The following is a 17385-nucleotide window of genomic DNA, read 5'->3' as shown; positions in this document are numbered from 1 at the left end:
TATGTAGATTACATTGCCGTTATCACTTCGTGTTAGCGGCTATTTTTTTCATCGCCTAAAGAAATATGGTTTATAATAGGATTAGGGCGCAATAGACTGGTTAATAGCGGGACAAGACGAAAAATAGAAAAGAGAATTTCTTGTTTTGTGTAAATGTTTTTTATAATATTTGACATGTTGACAGATTATGAAATGAAAGTGAGTGATCCATGTGGATCTAACGCAAATTCAAAACCCTAGTTTTTTGAAAGATATGTCTATCAGTGAACTAGAGGGATTGAGTGAGGATATTCGTAAGTTTTTAATTGAAGAGCTCTCTCAAACAGGTGGACATATTGCACCTAATTTAGGTGTAGTAGAACTCACAATTGCTCTGCACAAATTATTTGATAGCCCGCAAGATAAATTTTTATGGGATGTAGGACATCAATCCTATGTACATAAAATTTTAACTGGACGTGCGAAAGAGTTTGGTACATTAAGGCAATATCAAGGTCTATGTGGTTTCCCGAAACGTTGCGAGAGTGAGCACGATGTATGGGAAACTGGTCATAGCTCGACTTCGTTATCGGCTGCAATGGGAATGGCTCTGGCACGTGATTTAAAGAAAACGAAAGAATATGTTATACCAATTATTGGAGATGGTGCTTTAACAGGCGGAATGGCTTTAGAGGCATTGAACCATATTGGACATGAAAAAACAGACATGATTGTTATTTTGAATGATAATGAAATGTCAATTGCACCAAACGTTGGTGCGCTTCATAATGTGCTCGGTCGTTTACGTACCGCAGGAAAATATCACTGGGTAAAAGATGAATTAGAGTATATATTAAAGAAAATCCCAGCAGTTGGCGGGAAAGTGGCTGCGACAGCAGAGAAAATAAAAGATAGTCTTAAATATTTACTAGTATCTGGTGTCTTTTTCGAAGAGTTAGGCTTTACATATTTAGGTCCAGTCGATGGGCATGATTATGAAAAGTTATTCGAAACGTTGCAATATGCAAAGAAAACAAAAGGCCCAGTGCTTGTTCACGTTATTACGAAAAAAGGAAAAGGTTATAAACCGGCTGAGAGTGACGTTATTGGAACTTGGCATGGAACAGGACCTTATAAAATTGAATCAGGTGACTTCGTTAAGCCGAAAGAAGTTGCACCAGCATGGAGTGCTGTCGTTAGTGAAACAGTACTTAAGCTAGCGAGAGCGGATGAGCGTATCGTAGCAATTACACCTGCAATGCCTGTTGGATCAAAACTTGAGAAATTCCAAAAAGAATTCCCAGATCGTATGATTGATGTAGGTATTGCAGAACAGCATGCTACAACAATGGCAGCAGGTATGGCAACGCAAGGAATGAAGCCATTCTTAGCAATTTATTCAACATTTTTACAAAGAGCATATGACCAAGTTGTTCATGATATATGCCGCCAAAATTTAAATGTTTTCATCGGAATAGATCGCTCGGGATTAGTAGGAGCAGATGGTGAAACGCATCAAGGCGTATTTGATATCTCATTCTTACGTCACTTGCCGAATATGGTGCTTATGATGCCGAAAGATGAAAATGAAGGGCAACATTTAGTTTATACGGCGATGCAATATGAAGATGGACCAATCGCATTGCGTTATGCTCGCGGTAATGGACTTGGCGTTCATATGGATAAAGAATTAAAGGCGATTCCAATTGGTACGTGGGAGACGTTAAAAGAGGGTACACAAGCAGCTATTTTAACGTTTGGTACGACAATACCAATGGCAATGGAAGCAGCTGAGCGTCTTGAAAAAGCTGGGGTTTCAGTGAAAGTAGTGAATGCTCGCTTTATTAAACCAATGGATGAAGCATATTTACATGATCTTCTAGGAAAGAATATACCGATTTTAACGATTGAAGAAGCTTGTTTAATCGGTGGTTTTGGAACAGGAGTAGTTGAATTTGCATCTGAAAATGGTTACCATAGTGCATTAGTTGAACGAATGGGTATTCCAGACCGCTTCATAGAGCACGGAAGTGTAACAAAATTATTAGAAGAAATTGGTTTAACGACAGATGCTGTTATAGACCGTATTCATACAATGATTCCATCAAAACAAAAAAGGGCGTAACAAATGAGCGTAAAAAAAGAAAGAGTAGATGTACTATTAGTAGAGCGAGGACTTATAGAAACGCGTGAGAAAGCAAAGCGCGCCATTATGGCCGGACTCGTATATGCAAATGAGATGAGACTTGATAAGCCAGGAGAGAAAATCTCGCAAGATACTGAGATTACGGTGAAGGGACAAGTTATGCCGTATGTAAGTCGTGGTGGTTATAAACTTGAAAAGGCATTAGAGACATTTCATCTTGATTTACAAGATAAAGTTATGATAGATATTGGTTCATCAACTGGTGGCTTTACAGATTGCGCGCTTCAAAATGGAGCGAAATTATCTTATGCATTAGATGTAGGATACAATCAACTAGCGTGGAAATTACGTCAAGATGAGCGTGTTGTTGTAATGGAACGAACAAACTTCCGTTACGTGACACCAGCAGACTTAGAACGTGGTTTACCTCAATTTGCAAGTATTGATGTTTCATTTATATCATTAAAGCTTATACTGCCAGTTTTAAAAACAATGCTTATGCCTAACGGAGATGTAGCAGCGTTAATTAAACCGCAGTTTGAAGCTGGAAGAGAGCAAGTTGGGAAAAAAGGTATCGTTCGCGATAGAAAAGTACATGAAGCTGTTGTAGAAATGATTGTCGAGTTTGCTTTAAAAGAAGGCTATGATGTGGAAGGTTTAACATTCTCACCAATTACGGGTGGGGATGGTAATATTGAATTTTTAATTCATCTGAAATGGCATGGTGAACGTGAGAATGGCGAAAATCATTCTCCGATTTCTATAGAGCAAGTTGTTACAGAAGCGCATGACGTTCTAAAACAAAAAGGGAAAGGGGAATAACATATGTTGTTCCTCTTTTTGCTGTAATTGTATAATGATTGTAAAAACAATTGTGTACAAGAAACGAATTATAAGTTAACATAAATAAGTGAAGTATACCAATGTTTAAACTATGGTAAGAGATAGTGTGAGGTGCAAATGTATGAACAAAGGTCAGCGCCATATTAAAATCAGGGAAATTATTGCAAACAAAGAAATTGAAACACAAGATGAATTAGTTGATATTTTACGTAATGAGGGATTTAATGTAACGCAAGCAACAGTATCGCGCGATATTAAAGAACTGCACTTAGTGAAGGTGCCATTACATGATGGGCGCTATAAATATAGCTTGCCAGCAGATCAACGATTTAACCCGTTACAAAAATTAAAACGAAATCTAGTGGATTCATTTGTAAAATTAGACACGGCAGGACATATGCTTGTGCTAAAAACATTGCCTGGTAACGCTCATTCACTTGGAGCACTTATTGATCATTTAGAGTGGGATGAGATCATCGGAACCATCTGTGGTGATGATACTTGCTTAATTATTTGCCGTACACCTGACGATACAGGTGTTGTCTCTGATCGTTTCTTAAATATGTTGTAACAAAAAATCTTGTTTGCTTTCCATCGTAAAGTGGAAAGTGAACAAGATATTTTTATTGGTTAAAAATATGAATTTTCAATTGTAATATAATATTTTGTTTGCATAAAGTTAAAAAATAGATGGATTGACCCGTAAAACAAATGTTTGGTACAATGAAGCGGGTTAGAAGAGTATATACATACAAATATATAGCATGATTATTTGAATGAAGAACTGAGAAAATCCTTTAGTAAGGGATTATTTTATAACGAGGTGAATGGGGCATTGTTATCGGAATTATCGATTAGAAACTTTGCTATTATTGAAGCATTAAATATTTCTTTTCAAAAAGGTTTAACGGTTTTAAGCGGTGAAACAGGGGCCGGAAAATCGATTATTATTGATGCAATTAGTTTACTTGTAGGTGGCCGTGGGTCAGCAGAATTTGTTCGATATGGAACAGAAAAGGCTGAGATTGAAGGGCTATTTTATGTTGAAGATGAGAAGCATCCATGTATTGAAAAGGCAGAAGAGTTAGATATAGAAATAGAAGATGGTATGATTATTTTAAAGCGTGATATTGCTGCGAACGGGAAGAGTGTATGTCGTGTAAATGGGAAGCTTGTTACACTTAGCATATTAAAAGAAATTGGGAAAACACTTGTTGATATTCATGGACAGCACGAAACGCAAGATTTAATGAATGAAGAACGACATCTGTTTATGCTTGATCACTTTGATGGGGATCGAATCGTTAAACAATTAGACATATATCAAAACGTATACGCTGACTATGAAAAATTAAAAAAACAATTGAAATCGTTAAGTGAAAATGAGCAACAAATGGCACATCGCTTAGATTTAATTCAATTTCAGCACGAGGAAATTCGCAAGGCGGATTTAAAGATGGATGAAGAAAATGAATTAACTGAGGAACGATTGCAAATTTCTAATTTTGAAAAGATTTATAAAGCGTTAGGTGATGCATATCGTTCTTTAAGTGCCGACGGACAAGGATTAGATAATGTAAGAAGTGCAATGGGGCAAATGGAAAGTATTACACATTTAGATGAAGTGTATCAAGAGAATCATGATTCAATTGCAAATAGCTATTACTTATTAGAAGAGGTTGCCTATCAACTGAGGGAAAAGCTCGATATGATGGAATATGATCCAAATCGTTTAGATGAAATCGAAACACGTTTGAATGAAATTCGTATGCTAAAGAGAAAATATGGAAATAATGTAGAAGAGATTTTAGCGTATGCTGATAAAATTGAACAGGAAATTTTTACGATTGAAAATAAAGACGTTCATATTGAAACGACGAAGAAACAGTTGAAGGAATTAGAAAGTGTTATTATGAAAGAAGCAACGTTGTTAAGTAATATGCGTCATGAGCTTGCAGAACACCTTACAAATGCAATTCATCAGGAATTAAAAGAATTATATATGGAAAAAACGAAATTTGAAGTGAGAATTATGAAGAGAGAAGGAAATGCAGAAGAGCCCCTTGTGGAAGGTGCGCCGGTAAGACTTACGGCGGATGGTTACGATCATGTGGAATTTTATATTTCAACGAACCCAGGAGAGCCGCTAAAACCACTTTCAAAGGTTGCTTCTGGCGGAGAGTTATCTCGTATCATTTTAGCTTTAAAAAGCATTTTTTCTAAGCATCAAGGGGTTGCATCTGTTATTTTTGATGAAGTGGATACGGGTGTAAGTGGCCGGGTCGCACAGGCTATTGCGGAAAAAATTTATCGAGTATCAGTAAACTCGCAAGTACTTTGTATTACGCACTTACCTCAAGTAGCTTCAATGGCGGATTCACATTTATTTATTCGAAAACAAGTAGCGAATGATCGGACAATTACATCAGTTACTGTTTTAACTATGGAGGATAAAGTAACAGAAATAGCTCGAATGATTTCTGGTGTGGAAATCACAGATTTAACGACAGAGCATGCGAAAGAATTACTTACGCAAGCGCATCATTTTAAACAGACAGCAGAGGCTATCCAGTAATGGATAGCTTTTTTTCTCAAATGACGATTTCTTAATTCTTCCGGTTATAAATAAAGCACTGCAAGGAGAGATTAAAAAGTGAAGCCAAGAGGCTGAATGTGGGGTAGGAGCGAGGAGAGTGAACAAGTTGAAATTAGAAAAATTTCGAAAAATAATAGGTCTTTGTCTCCTTGTTTCTTTAGTTTTTATTGGATGTTTTAAACCGCTTCGAACGTTTATTTCATCACCGAAACAACTTGTTGTTTTTGAAGGACAACAATCAGAAATATCATCATTACCAGTTTTCAAAGCTTCATCCACAAATCGTCATGTATTTACAGTGAGTTCGAATGAACAAAAACAAGGACTTATGGTAAATTCTCATCAAAATGGTGAAGCTGATATGGTATTTCAGCTTGCTGGTTTTCCAGTGAAAAAAGTAAATGTGAAAGTGTTAAAAGATTTTAAAGTGATTCCAGGTGGACAATCAATTGGTGTGAAATTAAATACAAAAGGTGTACTTGTTGTAGGCCATCATTTAATTCAAACTGAAAAAGGTAAAATATCTCCTGGTGAAACAGCAGGTGTACAAATTGGAGATATGATTACTGAAATTAATGGTAAAACAATTGAAAGAATGAGTGATGTAGCACCGTTTATTCATAATAGTGGAGAAACAGGTGAACCGCTTAATCTTGTATTGTTAAGAGATGGAAAATATATTCGTACGAAGCTAACTCCACAAAAAGACAACGGTGAATCGTCTTATCGAATTGGCTTGTATATCCGTGATTCGGCAGCTGGAATTGGAACGATGACATTTGTTCATCCAGATTCTATGAAATATGGGGCACTTGGTCATGTTATTTCTGATAATGATACGAAAAAGCCGATTCAAGTCGAAGATGGACAAATTATGCGCTCGACAGTTACATCAATTGAAAGAGGTAGTCATGGGAATCCAGGGGAGAAATTAGCAAGATTCTCACCAGACCGTGAAGTGATTGGCAATATTACAATTAATAGTCCATATGGTATTTTTGGAAAATTAAATACGAATATGAAAAACGGTATAATGGATAAAGCAATGCCTATCGCATTATCTCATCAAGTAAAAGAAGGACCGGCAAAAATATTAACAGTTATTGATCAAGATAAAGTAGAAGCGTTTGATATTGAAGTTGTTAGTACAGTGCAGCAAAAATTCCCAGCCACAAAGGGTATGGTAATAAAAGTAACAGATAAACGTCTATTAGCGAAAACGGGCGGTATCGTACAAGGAATGAGCGGAAGTCCAATTGTACAAAATGGAAAAGTAATTGGTGCTGTTACACATGTATTTGTAAATGATCCAACATCAGGATATGGTGTTCATATTGAATGGATGTTACATCAAGCTGGAATTAATATTTATGATCAAGAGAAAAAAGCGAGCTAATATATATTATTAGCTCGCTTTTTCTGTTGAAAAATTCGTTGAAATTTTGTAAAAGCTCCGCAAGAGGTGTTTTTTGTTGTAAAATAAAAGGAAAGGGTTGAACGTTTCGTTGTATTTCTATGATGGAATGTGTTGCGAAAGGGAATAAATGAACGATAAACATATTTTTTTGTGATTTTATCGGAAAGTAAGAAACTTTAAAAGGGAATTTTCACACAATTGTCGAACAATTCATGTAGCCTAGAAGGATACACATGTCGGAGAATCGATTCGGTAAGGGAGGAAAAGCTGTGGAGAAAATTAAAGTATGTCTTGTGGATGATAATAAAGAACTAGTATCAATGTTAGAGAGCTATGTAGCCGCTCAAGATGATATGGAAGTAATCGGTACTGCTTATAATGGTCAAGAGTGTTTAAACTTATTAACAGATAAGCAACCTGATGTACTCGTTTTAGACATTATTATGCCACACTTAGATGGTTTAGCTGTATTGGAGAAAATGCGACATATTGAAAGGTTAAAACAGCCTAGCGTAATTATGTTGACAGCATTTGGCCAAGAAGATGTGACGAAAAAAGCAGTTGACTTAGGTGCCTCGTATTTCATATTAAAACCATTTGATATGGAGAATTTAACGAGTCATATTCGTCAAGTGAGTGGTAAAGCAAACACTATGATTAAGCGTCCACTACCATCATTCCGATCAGCCACAACAGTAGATGGAAAACCGAAAAACTTAGATGCGAGTATTACGAGTATCATTCATGAAATTGGTGTACCCGCTCATATTAAAGGATATATGTATTTACGAGAAGCAATCTCCATGGTATACAATGATATCGAATTATTAGGATCGATTACGAAAGTATTGTATCCAGATATCGCAAAGAAATATAATACAACAGCAAGCCGTGTGGAGCGCGCAATTCGTCACGCAATTGAAGTAGCTTGGAGCCGTGGGAATATTGATTCTATTTCGTCCTTATTCGGTTATACAGTATCCATGTCAAAAGCAAAACCTACGAATTCTGAGTTTATCGCAATGGTTGCGGATAAGCTGAGACTTGAACATAAAGCTAGTTGAGAGTAAAAGTAGTAAGGGATTTAAGCTTTAGTAAAGCTTAATAATTCTTGAAATTGATACTCGATATCAAATTTAAAACCAATGAACTTTTTATTTAAAGACCAATGAATGTTATAATTCGTTGGTCTTTTTATTTTGTTGAGAAAAAGAGATTATTTGATAGTATGGAAAATAAAACCTATTTTTAGTAATATTACATGTAAGTGAGTTTTTTATAAGGCAATAAAATAGATATAGATAGGGAGAAGGGGAATGGAAAATAAAATTTCAACTTGGCTAGGAATAGTAGCAGCTATGGGAGTTCTTGCTATTGCAGTTACATTTGGAATGTTAGAACTTGCAGATAATCCCGTAGATAAAGAAGTGAGTGCTCAAATAGATAAAAAAGAAGACCAAACAATAGTAGGTAGAGAGGTAGATGGGGTCTTTGTTGATGTGTATGTTACTGAAAATTCTACTGAAAGCGAAGTCATTACAGCCATGCATCGCATGACTCATCAAAAAGTGGTGGCAGAACGAAAATTGGGCTCTATCCCAATGATTCAAAGTAATACTAAAAAATTAAAAGAAATTATAAATAAGAGTAGCTTTGCGAAGAAAAATGAACTTTTAGCAATTGCTGATAGATGGGCGAAAAAAGATTTTAGTAAAATTGTAGAAGATCACAATTATTTCTCAGATGCTCAAGAAGATAGCGTTTGTAAAGCAACTAGAGCAATGGATGCGTTAGAAGAGCAACATTATATTTTAACTACATTCGGGGAGGAAAAAGCGAAAGAACTATACGAATCAGGGGATGCTCCGCACGTTCAATAAAAACAATATAAAGGGCTTCTAGTTTTTTTATGATCGTGTTTTTAGGACGCAATGGGGACTTATAAATAAATGGTCTGCTTTCTTTATGACGTGTAACAAAAAAGAAAAGATGTGATTCATTATTAAATGATGAAGGAACGGCTAAATCACATCGTAGTACATCTGTTAAAGGATTTTAGTAGGAAAGGCATCCGTGATATAATAGAAAATAATAAAAAGTCCTGCAAAACAGGACTGTATTATTCTTCGTCTTTATTTTGTTTTTCTAATTCAACTAGTTTTTGAATTAAAATGTGCTGCGGCATATGCATGAGTTGTTCAAGTGGAACACCTAGTACTTTTGATAAGCGGACTGCAGTATCTGGAGAGATTTGTAATGGTCTCATAGAAGTACCTCCTTTTTCGTATAGTATAGCATAAGATTGGGGGAGTGAGGATGACTCTTATATTTGCACATCGTGGTGCGGCTGGAACGTACCCAGAAAATACAATGATTTCATTTGAAGCAGCTGAGTCTTTTAGAGCGGATGGAATTGAACTTGATGTTCAATTAACGAAAGATGGAAAAGTTGTCGTCATTCACGATGAAACGGTGGACCGGACAACAAATGGAAAAGGTGCGGTTCGGAATTATGTATATGAGGACTTATGCAAGTTAGATGCAAGTTATAAATTTGGTGATAAAGTAGGTTTTTGTAAAATACCACTTTTAGAAGAGGTATTAGAATGGCTTGAACAAACGAGTTTGCTACTTAATATTGAACTTAAAAATAATAAAATTCCATACAGAGGTTTAGAGGAAGAAGTTATAACGCTTGTACGGAAATTTAGTCTAGAGGATCGTGTTATATTTTCTTCGTTTAATCACTACAGTATGAAACGGTGCCATATGATGGCCCCTGATATTCAAACAGCAATTTTATATCGCGAAGGTTTGCATAGTCCGTGGGCATACGCGAAAAAAATGGGGGCTACAGCAGTACATCCGAATTATCGTTATCTTCAAGATGCAATTGCCGAACTAACGATGGAAAGTGGTGTAGAAGTTCGCCCTTATACAATTAATGAAGAAACGCTTATGCGTAAATATTTTGATATGAATATATCGGCGATTATTACTGATTACCCTGAAACGGCAAGAACGTTATTGCCAATAAAAAAATGAGACCGCGTGTAACGGTCTCATTTTTTTATTTATAAATAGTGGGGTATTCCTATCTTCTAAAGCGAGCTTGTACTTTATTTCGTTTGCGATCTCGGTGCAAGACGAAGCCACCAAAGATATAAAACCCGAGCGCGAAGCAGAGAGCGCCGATTAAAAATTGTAACCACAGTATAGAAATTGGTGGAAATAGAATCCCGAATACAGTATCTCTCATTAACTTTATGCCAAACACAGCTAATGAAATAGGGATGAGTGCTAATAGTAGAGCAACGTAACGCTGCATACATAACGCTCCTTTTCAGATTATTTCGTATATTTTAATGATGTTATACGGAAAGGGGGTTTGTCAAGAGGGTGCTGAACGAGTAAGATAAGGGTGTGAAAAAATTTGCAGAGTTACTTCGAGAGGAAGTGTAATATATGAAACAAAAAGTATTAATTGTTGGTGCAGGTGAAGGCGGGAGCGCGCTGCTGAATCTGTTACAAAGTTCGAATATATTTCAAATTATAGGGATTATTGATATAAATCCGTTGGCAAAAGGACTACAAATTGCTAAGGAATACGGGATTGCAATTGGAGAAAGTGTAACTCCATTTCTTTCTATGCATATCGATGTAATATTTGATATGACAGGTGAAGATGATGTACATAAAGTTTTATTAGAAAAAAAGAAAAAAGACACTCTTCTTATACCAGGTGATATCGCAAAAATTGTTACAGGATTAGCGCATGAGAAGGAAGGGCTAATTGGGCGGTTAGAGGAACAGACGCAACAAGGAGAATTAATTTTAAATTCTACACATGACGGCATGATTGTAATTGATCGAGAGGGACAAGTTCGTCTTTTTAATAAAAGTGCAGAGCGTATTATCGGATATAAAAAAGAAGAGGCGATAGGAAAGTATATTTTAGAAGTCATTCCAACTAGTAAATTACTTCGCATTATACGTACGAAACAAATAGAAGTAAATTATGAACTGACATTAGAGAATGGAAAGAAAATTATTACAACGCGTATTCCAATATTAAAAGAAGGAGGAGAGGTACAAGGGGCATTTGCAATTTTTAAAGATATAACAGAAGTTGTAGATCTTGCGGAAGAAGTTACAGACTTAAAAGAAATTCAAACACTATTAGAGGCAATTATTAACTCATCTGAAGAAGCGATTTCGGTTGTGGATGAAAAAGGAAGAGGTTTAGTCATTAACCCAGCATATACGAAATTAACGGGTTTAACAGAAGAAGATATTATTGGGAAGCCTGCTACAACTGATATTGTAGAAGGCGAAAGTATGCATATGAAAGTACTTCGAACGCGTCGTGCGGTGCGCGGAATACATATGAAGATTGGGCAAAAAAAGCGAGATGTAATTGTAAACGTAGCACCAGTTATTGTGGATGGAATATTGAAAGGAAGCGTCGGCGTTATCCGTGACGTGTCGGAAATTCAAAAATTAACAAATGAATTGAATAGAGCAAGGCAAATTATTCGTACATTAGAAGCGAAATATTCATTTGATGATATTGTCGGAAATTCAGATGAAACAACGGCAGCTATCGAACAGGCGAAGCTAGGAGCGAATACACCAGCAACAGTACTGTTACGCGGGGAATCTGGGACTGGTAAAGAATTGTTTGCACATGCAATCCATAATGGAAGTAATCGAAAATACAATAAGTTCGTCCGTGTAAACTGTGCGGCCATTTCGGAGACGTTGTTAGAAAGTGAATTATTTGGTTATGAGGAAGGGGCGTTTTCTGGAGCGAAAAGAGGCGGGAAACGTGGGTTCTTTGAGGAGGCGAATAACGGTAGTATTTTTTTAGATGAAATAGGGGAGTTGTCTGCAAATACACAAGCGAAACTCCTTCGTGTATTGCAGGAAAAAGAAATTGTAAAAGTTGGTGGAACGAAAGCGATACCTATTAATGTTCGAGTAATTGCAGCGACACATGTGAATTTAGAAAAGGCTATTCTAGAAGGGAAGTTTAGGGAGGATTTATATTATCGATTAAATAAAATTCCAATTCAAATTCCATCTCTTCGTCAACGTAAAGGAGATATACCGACAATTGCGGACAGATTGATTCAAAAAATTAATCAAGATTACGGTCGTAATGTAGAAGGGCTCACTGATTCAGCCGTTTTATATTTACAATCATACGAATGGCCAGGAAATGTGAGGGAACTTGAAAATATTTTGGGGAGAGCTATTATCTTTATGAATTATAACGAGACCTATATTGATGTACACCATTTACCGCCATTACATAACGAAGAGCAGGTGGAGTCAAAGCAATCTCATTTATTACCTGAATTAGAAGAAAAGCCACTTGAACATTTAGTGACAGAGTTTGAAGGGAATATTATTTATGAATATTTGGAGAGATTTGATGGGAATAAAACACAAACTGCAAAAGCGTTAGGAATTTCCGTTCGAAATTTATATTACAAGCTAGAAAAGTATGACCATGCAAAAAATAGCATGCAATAAATTGCGTACCGTGCAATTTATTGCATGGTATACAAAAAGCGACAAAATAAGACAGAATCTTTCGTTATTTTCCAAAGTATTGATTTTACTGCATTTTGAATGCGTTTTCATTATTGGTAAGACCACTTTTAAAAGTTGGCACGGTATTTGCTTTATAAATAGACGAGGGACGACGGAAAGGGTTGATTACAAAATATGAAGTTAGAATACTTAATTGATCAAGCAGCAGGAAAGCCTAAAAAAACTGTGGCTGTAGCAGTAGCTGAAGATCATGAAGTAATTGAAGCTGTAGCGAAAGCAATTAAATTACAGCTAGCTCAATTTCGTCTATATGGAAATCAAGAAAAAATAATGGGGATGCTACAAGAACATGGTTTACAAACTTCAGAACATGTTGAAGTGATTGCAGCAATGTCTAGTGCTGAAGCTGCAGAACTTTCTGTTAAAGCTGTGAGAAATGGTGAAGCAGATGTGCTTATGAAGGGGAACATCCCAACAGCGAATATTTTGAAGGCTGTGTTAAACAAAGAGTGGGGCCTACGTAAAGGTAGCGTACTTTCACATGTAGCAGCATTTGAAGTTCAAAATTACGACCGTCTTATTTTCGTTACAGATGCAGCGATGAACATCGCACCTGACGTAACACAAAAAGCTGCTATTATACAAAATACTGTAGAAGTTGCCCAGGCAATAGGAATCGACTTGCCCAAAGTGGCACCAATCGCAGCAGTAGAAGTTGTGAATCCAGCGATGCAGGCGACAATTGATGCAGCGATGTTAACACAAATGAATCGCCGCGGACAAATTAAAGATTGTATCGTTGATGGACCACTTGCTTTAGATAATGCAGTATCACAAATTGCAGCAGAACATAAAGGCATAGTAAGTGATGTAGCAGGTAAGGCAGATATTTTACTCGTCCCAACGATTGAAGCTGGAAATGTGCTATATAAATCACTCGTATACTTTGCGGATGCAAAAGTAGGAGCAATGATTGCTGGCGCAAAAGCACCGATTGTTTTAACATCTCGTGCTGATTCAGCAGAAACAAAAGTATATTCATTAGCATTGGCAGTTGCGACTGCTTCAAAATAAACCAAAAAGGGTAAAACATTAGGGGGAAACGACAATGACATTAGAAATCTTCGAATACTTAGAAAAATATGATTATGAGCAAGTAGTATTTTGTCAAGATAAAGAATCTGGTTTAAAAGCAATTATTGCAATTCATGATACAACACTTGGACCGGCTCTTGGTGGAACAAGAATGTGGACATATGATTCTGAAGAAGCGGCGATTGAAGATGCATTGCGTCTTGCAAAAGGGATGACATACAAAAACGCAGCAGCTGGTTTAAACTTAGGTGGTGCGAAAACAGTAATTATCGGTGATCCTCGTAAAGATAAGAGCGAAGCAATGTTCCGTGCACTAGGACGTTATATCCAAGGACTAAACGGACGTTACATTACAGCTGAAGATGTTGGTACAACAGTAGATGATATGGATATTATCCATGAAGAAACTGACTTTGTAACAGGTATCTCACCATCATTCGGTTCTTCTGGTAACCCATCTCCAGTAACTGCATACGGTGTTTACCGTGGTATGAAAGCAGCTGCAAAAGAAGCTTTCGGTACTGACAATTTAGAAGGAAAAGTAATTGCTGTTCAAGGCGTTGGTAACGTAGCATATCACCTATGCAAACATTTACACGCTGAAGGAGCAAAATTAATCGTTACAGATATTAATAAAGAAGCTGTACAACGTGCTGTAGAAGAATTCGGTGCATCAGCAGTTGAACCAAATGAAATTTATGGTGTTGAATGCGATATTTACGCACCATGTGCATTAGGCGCAACAGTTAATGATGAAACTATTCCACAACTTAAAGCAAAAGTAATCGCAGGTTCTGCAAATAACCAATTAAAAGAAAATCGTCACGGTGACATCATTCATGAAATGGGTATTGTATACGCACCAGATTATGTAATTAATGCAGGTGGCGTAATTAACGTAGCAGACGAATTATATGGATACAATAGAGAACGTGCACTAAAACGTGTTGAGTCTATTTATGACACAATTGCAAAAGTAATCGAAATTTCAAAACGCGATGGCATAGCAACTTATGTAGCGGCAGATCGTCTAGCTGAAGAGCGCATTGCAAGCTTGAAAAATTCTCGTAGCACTTACTTACGCAACGGTCACGATATTATTAGCCGTCGCTAATCATTCATATATAACTTTTACAAAAGGCGTGGTTACCTCTTATGAGGTTTCCACTTCCTTTTGAATTTATTAGTGGAGGTAGCAACATTGTCTGTAAATCGAATTCTTGTTATTAACCCAGGTAGTACATCCACAAAAATTGGTGTTTTTGATAATGAAAGACCCGTTTTAGAAGAAACGATTCGTCATGACGTAGAACAGATTGGGAAATACAAGCGAATTATCGACCAATATGAGTTTCGAAAAGAAACGATTTTAGAAGTTCTACATTCTCATGGTATTAACATTTCAAAATTAAACGCTGTTTGTGGACGTGGTGGATTACTTCGTCCAATCGAAGGCGGTACGTATACAGTAAACGATGCGATGTTAGAAGATTTAAAAAATGGGTTTAGCGGTCATCACGCTTCAAACCTTGGAGGCATTTTAGCATATGAAATTGCTTCTGGATTAAACATTCCTGCATTTATTGTGGATCCTGTCGTTGTAGATGAGATGGAGCCAGTTGCTCGTATAAGTGGTATTGCTGGTATGGAACGTAAAAGTATCTTCCATGCATTAAATCAAAAAGCAGTTGCTCGTAAAGTAGCCGAACAGTTAAACCACAAATATGAGGATTTAAATTTATTAGTTACACATATGGGCGGTGGTATTACAGTTGGTGCTCATAAAAAAGGAAGAGTAATCGATGTGAATAACGGTTTAAACGGAGAAGGACCATTTAGTCCAGAGCGTGCTGGTACAGTGCCAGTAGGGCAACTAGTAGAAATGTGTTTCTCTGGTGAGTATTACCGAGATGAAATGATTAAAAAGCTTGTCGGACAAGGTGGACTTGTAAGTTTAATCGGTACAAATGATGCGATTAAAGTAGAGAAAATGGTTGAAAAAGGTGATCCTGAAGCAACTCTTATTTATAAAGCAATGGCATATCAAGTTGCAAAAGAGATTGGCGGAGCTAGCGCTGTACTTCACGGGAAAATCGATGCAATCGTATTAACTGGTGGACTGGCATACAGTAAAATTCTTGTCGATGAAATAAAAGAGCGAGTGGACTGGATTGCAGATGTTATCGTACATCCAGGCGAAGATGAGTTAGAAGCGTTAGCAGAAGGAGCACTTCGTGTATTACGTGAAGAAGAAGCTCCAAAAGAATACGTTGTACGTGAAAAAGAAACGGTAGCTAGGGGTTGAGATAATGGCAAAAGAATATGATTTAGTCATCGTTGGCGGCGGTACTGGTGGATATGTTGCTGCAATTCGTGCATCACAACTAGGGTTAAAAACTGCACTAGTCGAAAAAGAAAATCTTGGTGGTACTTGTTTACACAAAGGATGTATCCCTAGTAAAGCTCTTTTACGTAGTGCGGAAGTATATGCAACTGCTAAAAAAAGCGAAGAGTTCGGAGTTATTGCAAGCAATGTAGAACTAAACTTTGCGAAAGTACAAGAGCGTAAAGAGAAGATTGTAACGCAGCTTCATAAAGGCGTTCAACACTTAATGAAACAAGGTAAAATTGATGTGTTTGAAGGTATTGGCCGTATTCTTGGCCCATCTATTTTCTCTCCGATGCCAGGGACAATTTCAGTTGAACTTGCAAGTGGAGAAGAGAATGAAATGTTAATTCCAAAAAATGTACTTATTGCAACAGGTTCTCGTCCAAATTCATTACCAGGTTTAGAATTAGACGGAGAGTACGTAATGTCTTCAGATCATGCCCTAAAAATGGAAACGCTTCCTAGTTCAATTATTATCGTTGGTGGCGGTGTAATCGGTATTGAGTGGGCATCTATGCTTGCTGACTTCGGTGTAGAAGTTACAGTATTAGAGTATGCAAAAACAATATTACCACTAGAAGATCAAGACGTTTCAAAAGAAATGCAACGTCTATTTAAGAAAAAAGGTATTAAAGTGGTAACTGGTGCAAAAGTATTACCAGAAACATTGGTAAAAGATAATGGAGTAACAATCCAAGCTGAACACAACGGTGAAAATAAAGAATTTAAAGCAGAAAAAATGCTTGTATCTGTAGGAAGACAAGCGAATACGCAAAATATTGGCTTAGAGAACACAGATATCGTTGTGGAAAAAGGATACATTCAAACAAATGAGTTTTATCAAACGAAAGAATCGCATATTTACGCAATTGGAGATGTAATCGGTGGCCTGCAACTTGCTCATGTTGCTTCTCATGAAGGAATTGCTGCAGTAGAACATATTGCAGGGAAAGAAGTTACACCAATTGATTACTCTATGGTATCAAAATGCGTATATAGCAGTCCAGAAGTTGCTTCTGTCGGTTTAACAGAACAAGAAGCGAAAGAAAAAGGCTATAAGTTAAAAGTAGGTAAGTTCTCATTCCGCGCAATCGGAAAAGCACTTGTATACGGAGAATCAGATGGTTTCGTAAAACTTGTAGTTGATGAAGAGACAAATGACATTCTTGGTGTTCATATGATTGGACCACATGTAACAGATATGATTTCTGAAGCGGGTCTTGCAAGAGTACTTGATGCAACACCTTGGGAAGTAGCACATACAATTCATCCGCATCCATCATTATCTGAGGCGATTGGTGAAGCAGCACTTGCTGTAGATGGAAGAGCGTTACACGCATAAAAATGTGGATTTAGGAGGT

Annotated in this window: 15 protein-coding genes; 13 read left to right on the top strand and 2 right to left on the bottom strand. The window is 36.8% G+C overall.

All coding sequences use genetic code 11. The features are described 5' to 3' along the window. Window positions 1-211: 211 nt before the first annotated feature. The 7 genes from dxs to MKY21_RS21010 all read left to right on the top strand — a co-directional run bounded on the left by dxs (window position 212) and on the right by MKY21_RS21010 (window position 8861). Window positions 212-2104, top strand: a complete 1893-nt coding sequence (gene dxs / locus MKY21_RS21040; protein WP_000366453.1) for a 1-deoxy-D-xylulose-5-phosphate synthase — start codon at window positions 212-214, stop codon at window positions 2102-2104. A 3-nt stretch (window positions 2105-2107) separates the two neighbouring features. Beyond that, on the top strand, window positions 2108-2947 hold the full coding sequence (locus MKY21_RS21035) for a TlyA family RNA methyltransferase (protein WP_000111874.1): 840 nt from the start codon (window positions 2108-2110) through the stop codon (window positions 2945-2947). Between the two features lie 142 nt (window positions 2948-3089). Next, window positions 3090-3539: an arginine repressor ArgR gene (gene argR / locus MKY21_RS21030; RefSeq protein WP_001032580.1), complete on the top strand. Its 450-nt coding sequence runs from the start codon at window positions 3090-3092 to the stop codon at window positions 3537-3539. A gap of 264 nt (window positions 3540-3803) precedes the next feature. Next, window positions 3804-5543, top strand: coding sequence for a DNA repair protein RecN (gene recN / locus MKY21_RS21025; RefSeq protein WP_000947765.1), 1740 nt, complete (start codon window positions 3804-3806; stop codon window positions 5541-5543). Window positions 5544-5661: 118 nt separating this feature from the next. After that, window positions 5662-6960 carry a SpoIVB peptidase gene (spoIVB, locus tag MKY21_RS21020; RefSeq protein WP_002000940.1) on the top strand — a complete coding sequence of 433 codons (1299 nt, stop codon included), beginning with the start codon at window positions 5662-5664 and terminating at the stop codon, window positions 6958-6960. 290 nt (window positions 6961-7250) lie between these two features. Beyond that, window positions 7251-8045: a sporulation transcription factor Spo0A gene (gene spo0A, locus MKY21_RS21015; protein WP_021727703.1), complete on the top strand. Its 795-nt coding sequence runs from the start codon at window positions 7251-7253 to the stop codon at window positions 8043-8045. A gap of 252 nt (window positions 8046-8297) precedes the next feature. Further along, on the top strand, window positions 8298-8861 hold the full coding sequence (locus tag MKY21_RS21010; RefSeq protein ID WP_086391619.1) for a PRK06770 family protein: 564 nt from the start codon (window positions 8298-8300) through the stop codon (window positions 8859-8861). Between the two features lie 239 nt (window positions 8862-9100). On the opposite strand, the gene MKY21_RS21005 is transcribed toward MKY21_RS21010, so the two are convergent. Further along, on the bottom strand, window positions 9101-9247 hold the full coding sequence (locus MKY21_RS21005) for a YycC family protein (RefSeq protein ID WP_137074556.1): 147 nt from the start codon (window positions 9245-9247) through the stop codon (window positions 9101-9103). 50 nt (window positions 9248-9297) lie between these two features. On the opposite strand from MKY21_RS21005, the gene MKY21_RS21000 reads away from it, so the two are divergent. Next, the gene (locus tag MKY21_RS21000; protein ID WP_000172580.1) at window positions 9298-10026 is read left to right on the top strand and encodes a glycerophosphodiester phosphodiesterase; all 729 of its coding nucleotides are present in this window, start codon (window positions 9298-9300) and stop codon (window positions 10024-10026) included. A gap of 49 nt (window positions 10027-10075) precedes the next feature. On the opposite strand, the gene MKY21_RS20995 is transcribed toward MKY21_RS21000, so the two are convergent. Further along, complete coding sequence (locus MKY21_RS20995; protein WP_001190210.1) at window positions 10076-10309, bottom strand: DUF2627 domain-containing protein; 234 nt, start codon at window positions 10307-10309, stop codon at window positions 10076-10078. Window positions 10310-10446: 137 nt separating this feature from the next. On the opposite strand from MKY21_RS20995, the gene MKY21_RS20990 reads away from it, so the two are divergent. From MKY21_RS20990 to lpdA, 5 genes are all read left to right on the top strand, one after another. After that, the gene (locus tag MKY21_RS20990) at window positions 10447-12519 is read left to right on the top strand and encodes a sigma-54 interaction domain-containing protein (protein ID WP_000810974.1); all 2073 of its coding nucleotides are present in this window, start codon (window positions 10447-10449) and stop codon (window positions 12517-12519) included. A gap of 195 nt (window positions 12520-12714) precedes the next feature. Continuing rightward, complete coding sequence (gene yqiS / locus MKY21_RS20985) at window positions 12715-13614, top strand: phosphate butyryltransferase (RefSeq protein WP_000764670.1); 900 nt, start codon at window positions 12715-12717, stop codon at window positions 13612-13614. Between the two features lie 34 nt (window positions 13615-13648). Beyond that, complete coding sequence (locus MKY21_RS20980; RefSeq protein ID WP_000171357.1) at window positions 13649-14749, top strand: leucine dehydrogenase; 1101 nt, start codon at window positions 13649-13651, stop codon at window positions 14747-14749. Window positions 14750-14836: 87 nt separating this feature from the next. Continuing rightward, on the top strand, window positions 14837-15940 hold the full coding sequence (gene buk / locus MKY21_RS20975) for a butyrate kinase (protein ID WP_000115780.1): 1104 nt from the start codon (window positions 14837-14839) through the stop codon (window positions 15938-15940). A gap of 4 nt (window positions 15941-15944) precedes the next feature. Further along, entirely contained in the window at window positions 15945-17366 is a 1422-nt protein-coding gene (gene lpdA, locus MKY21_RS20970; RefSeq protein WP_001051289.1) for a dihydrolipoyl dehydrogenase, read from the top strand. The last annotated feature ends 19 nt before the right edge of the window (window positions 17367-17385 follow it).

The sequence above is a fragment of the Bacillus sp. FSL R9-9497 genome, assembly GCF_038005805.1.
GTDB classification, from domain to species: Bacteria; Bacillota; Bacilli; order Bacillales; family Bacillaceae_G; genus Bacillus_A; species Bacillus_A cereus.
This window is presented reverse-complemented; position numbering and strand designations above follow the sequence as displayed.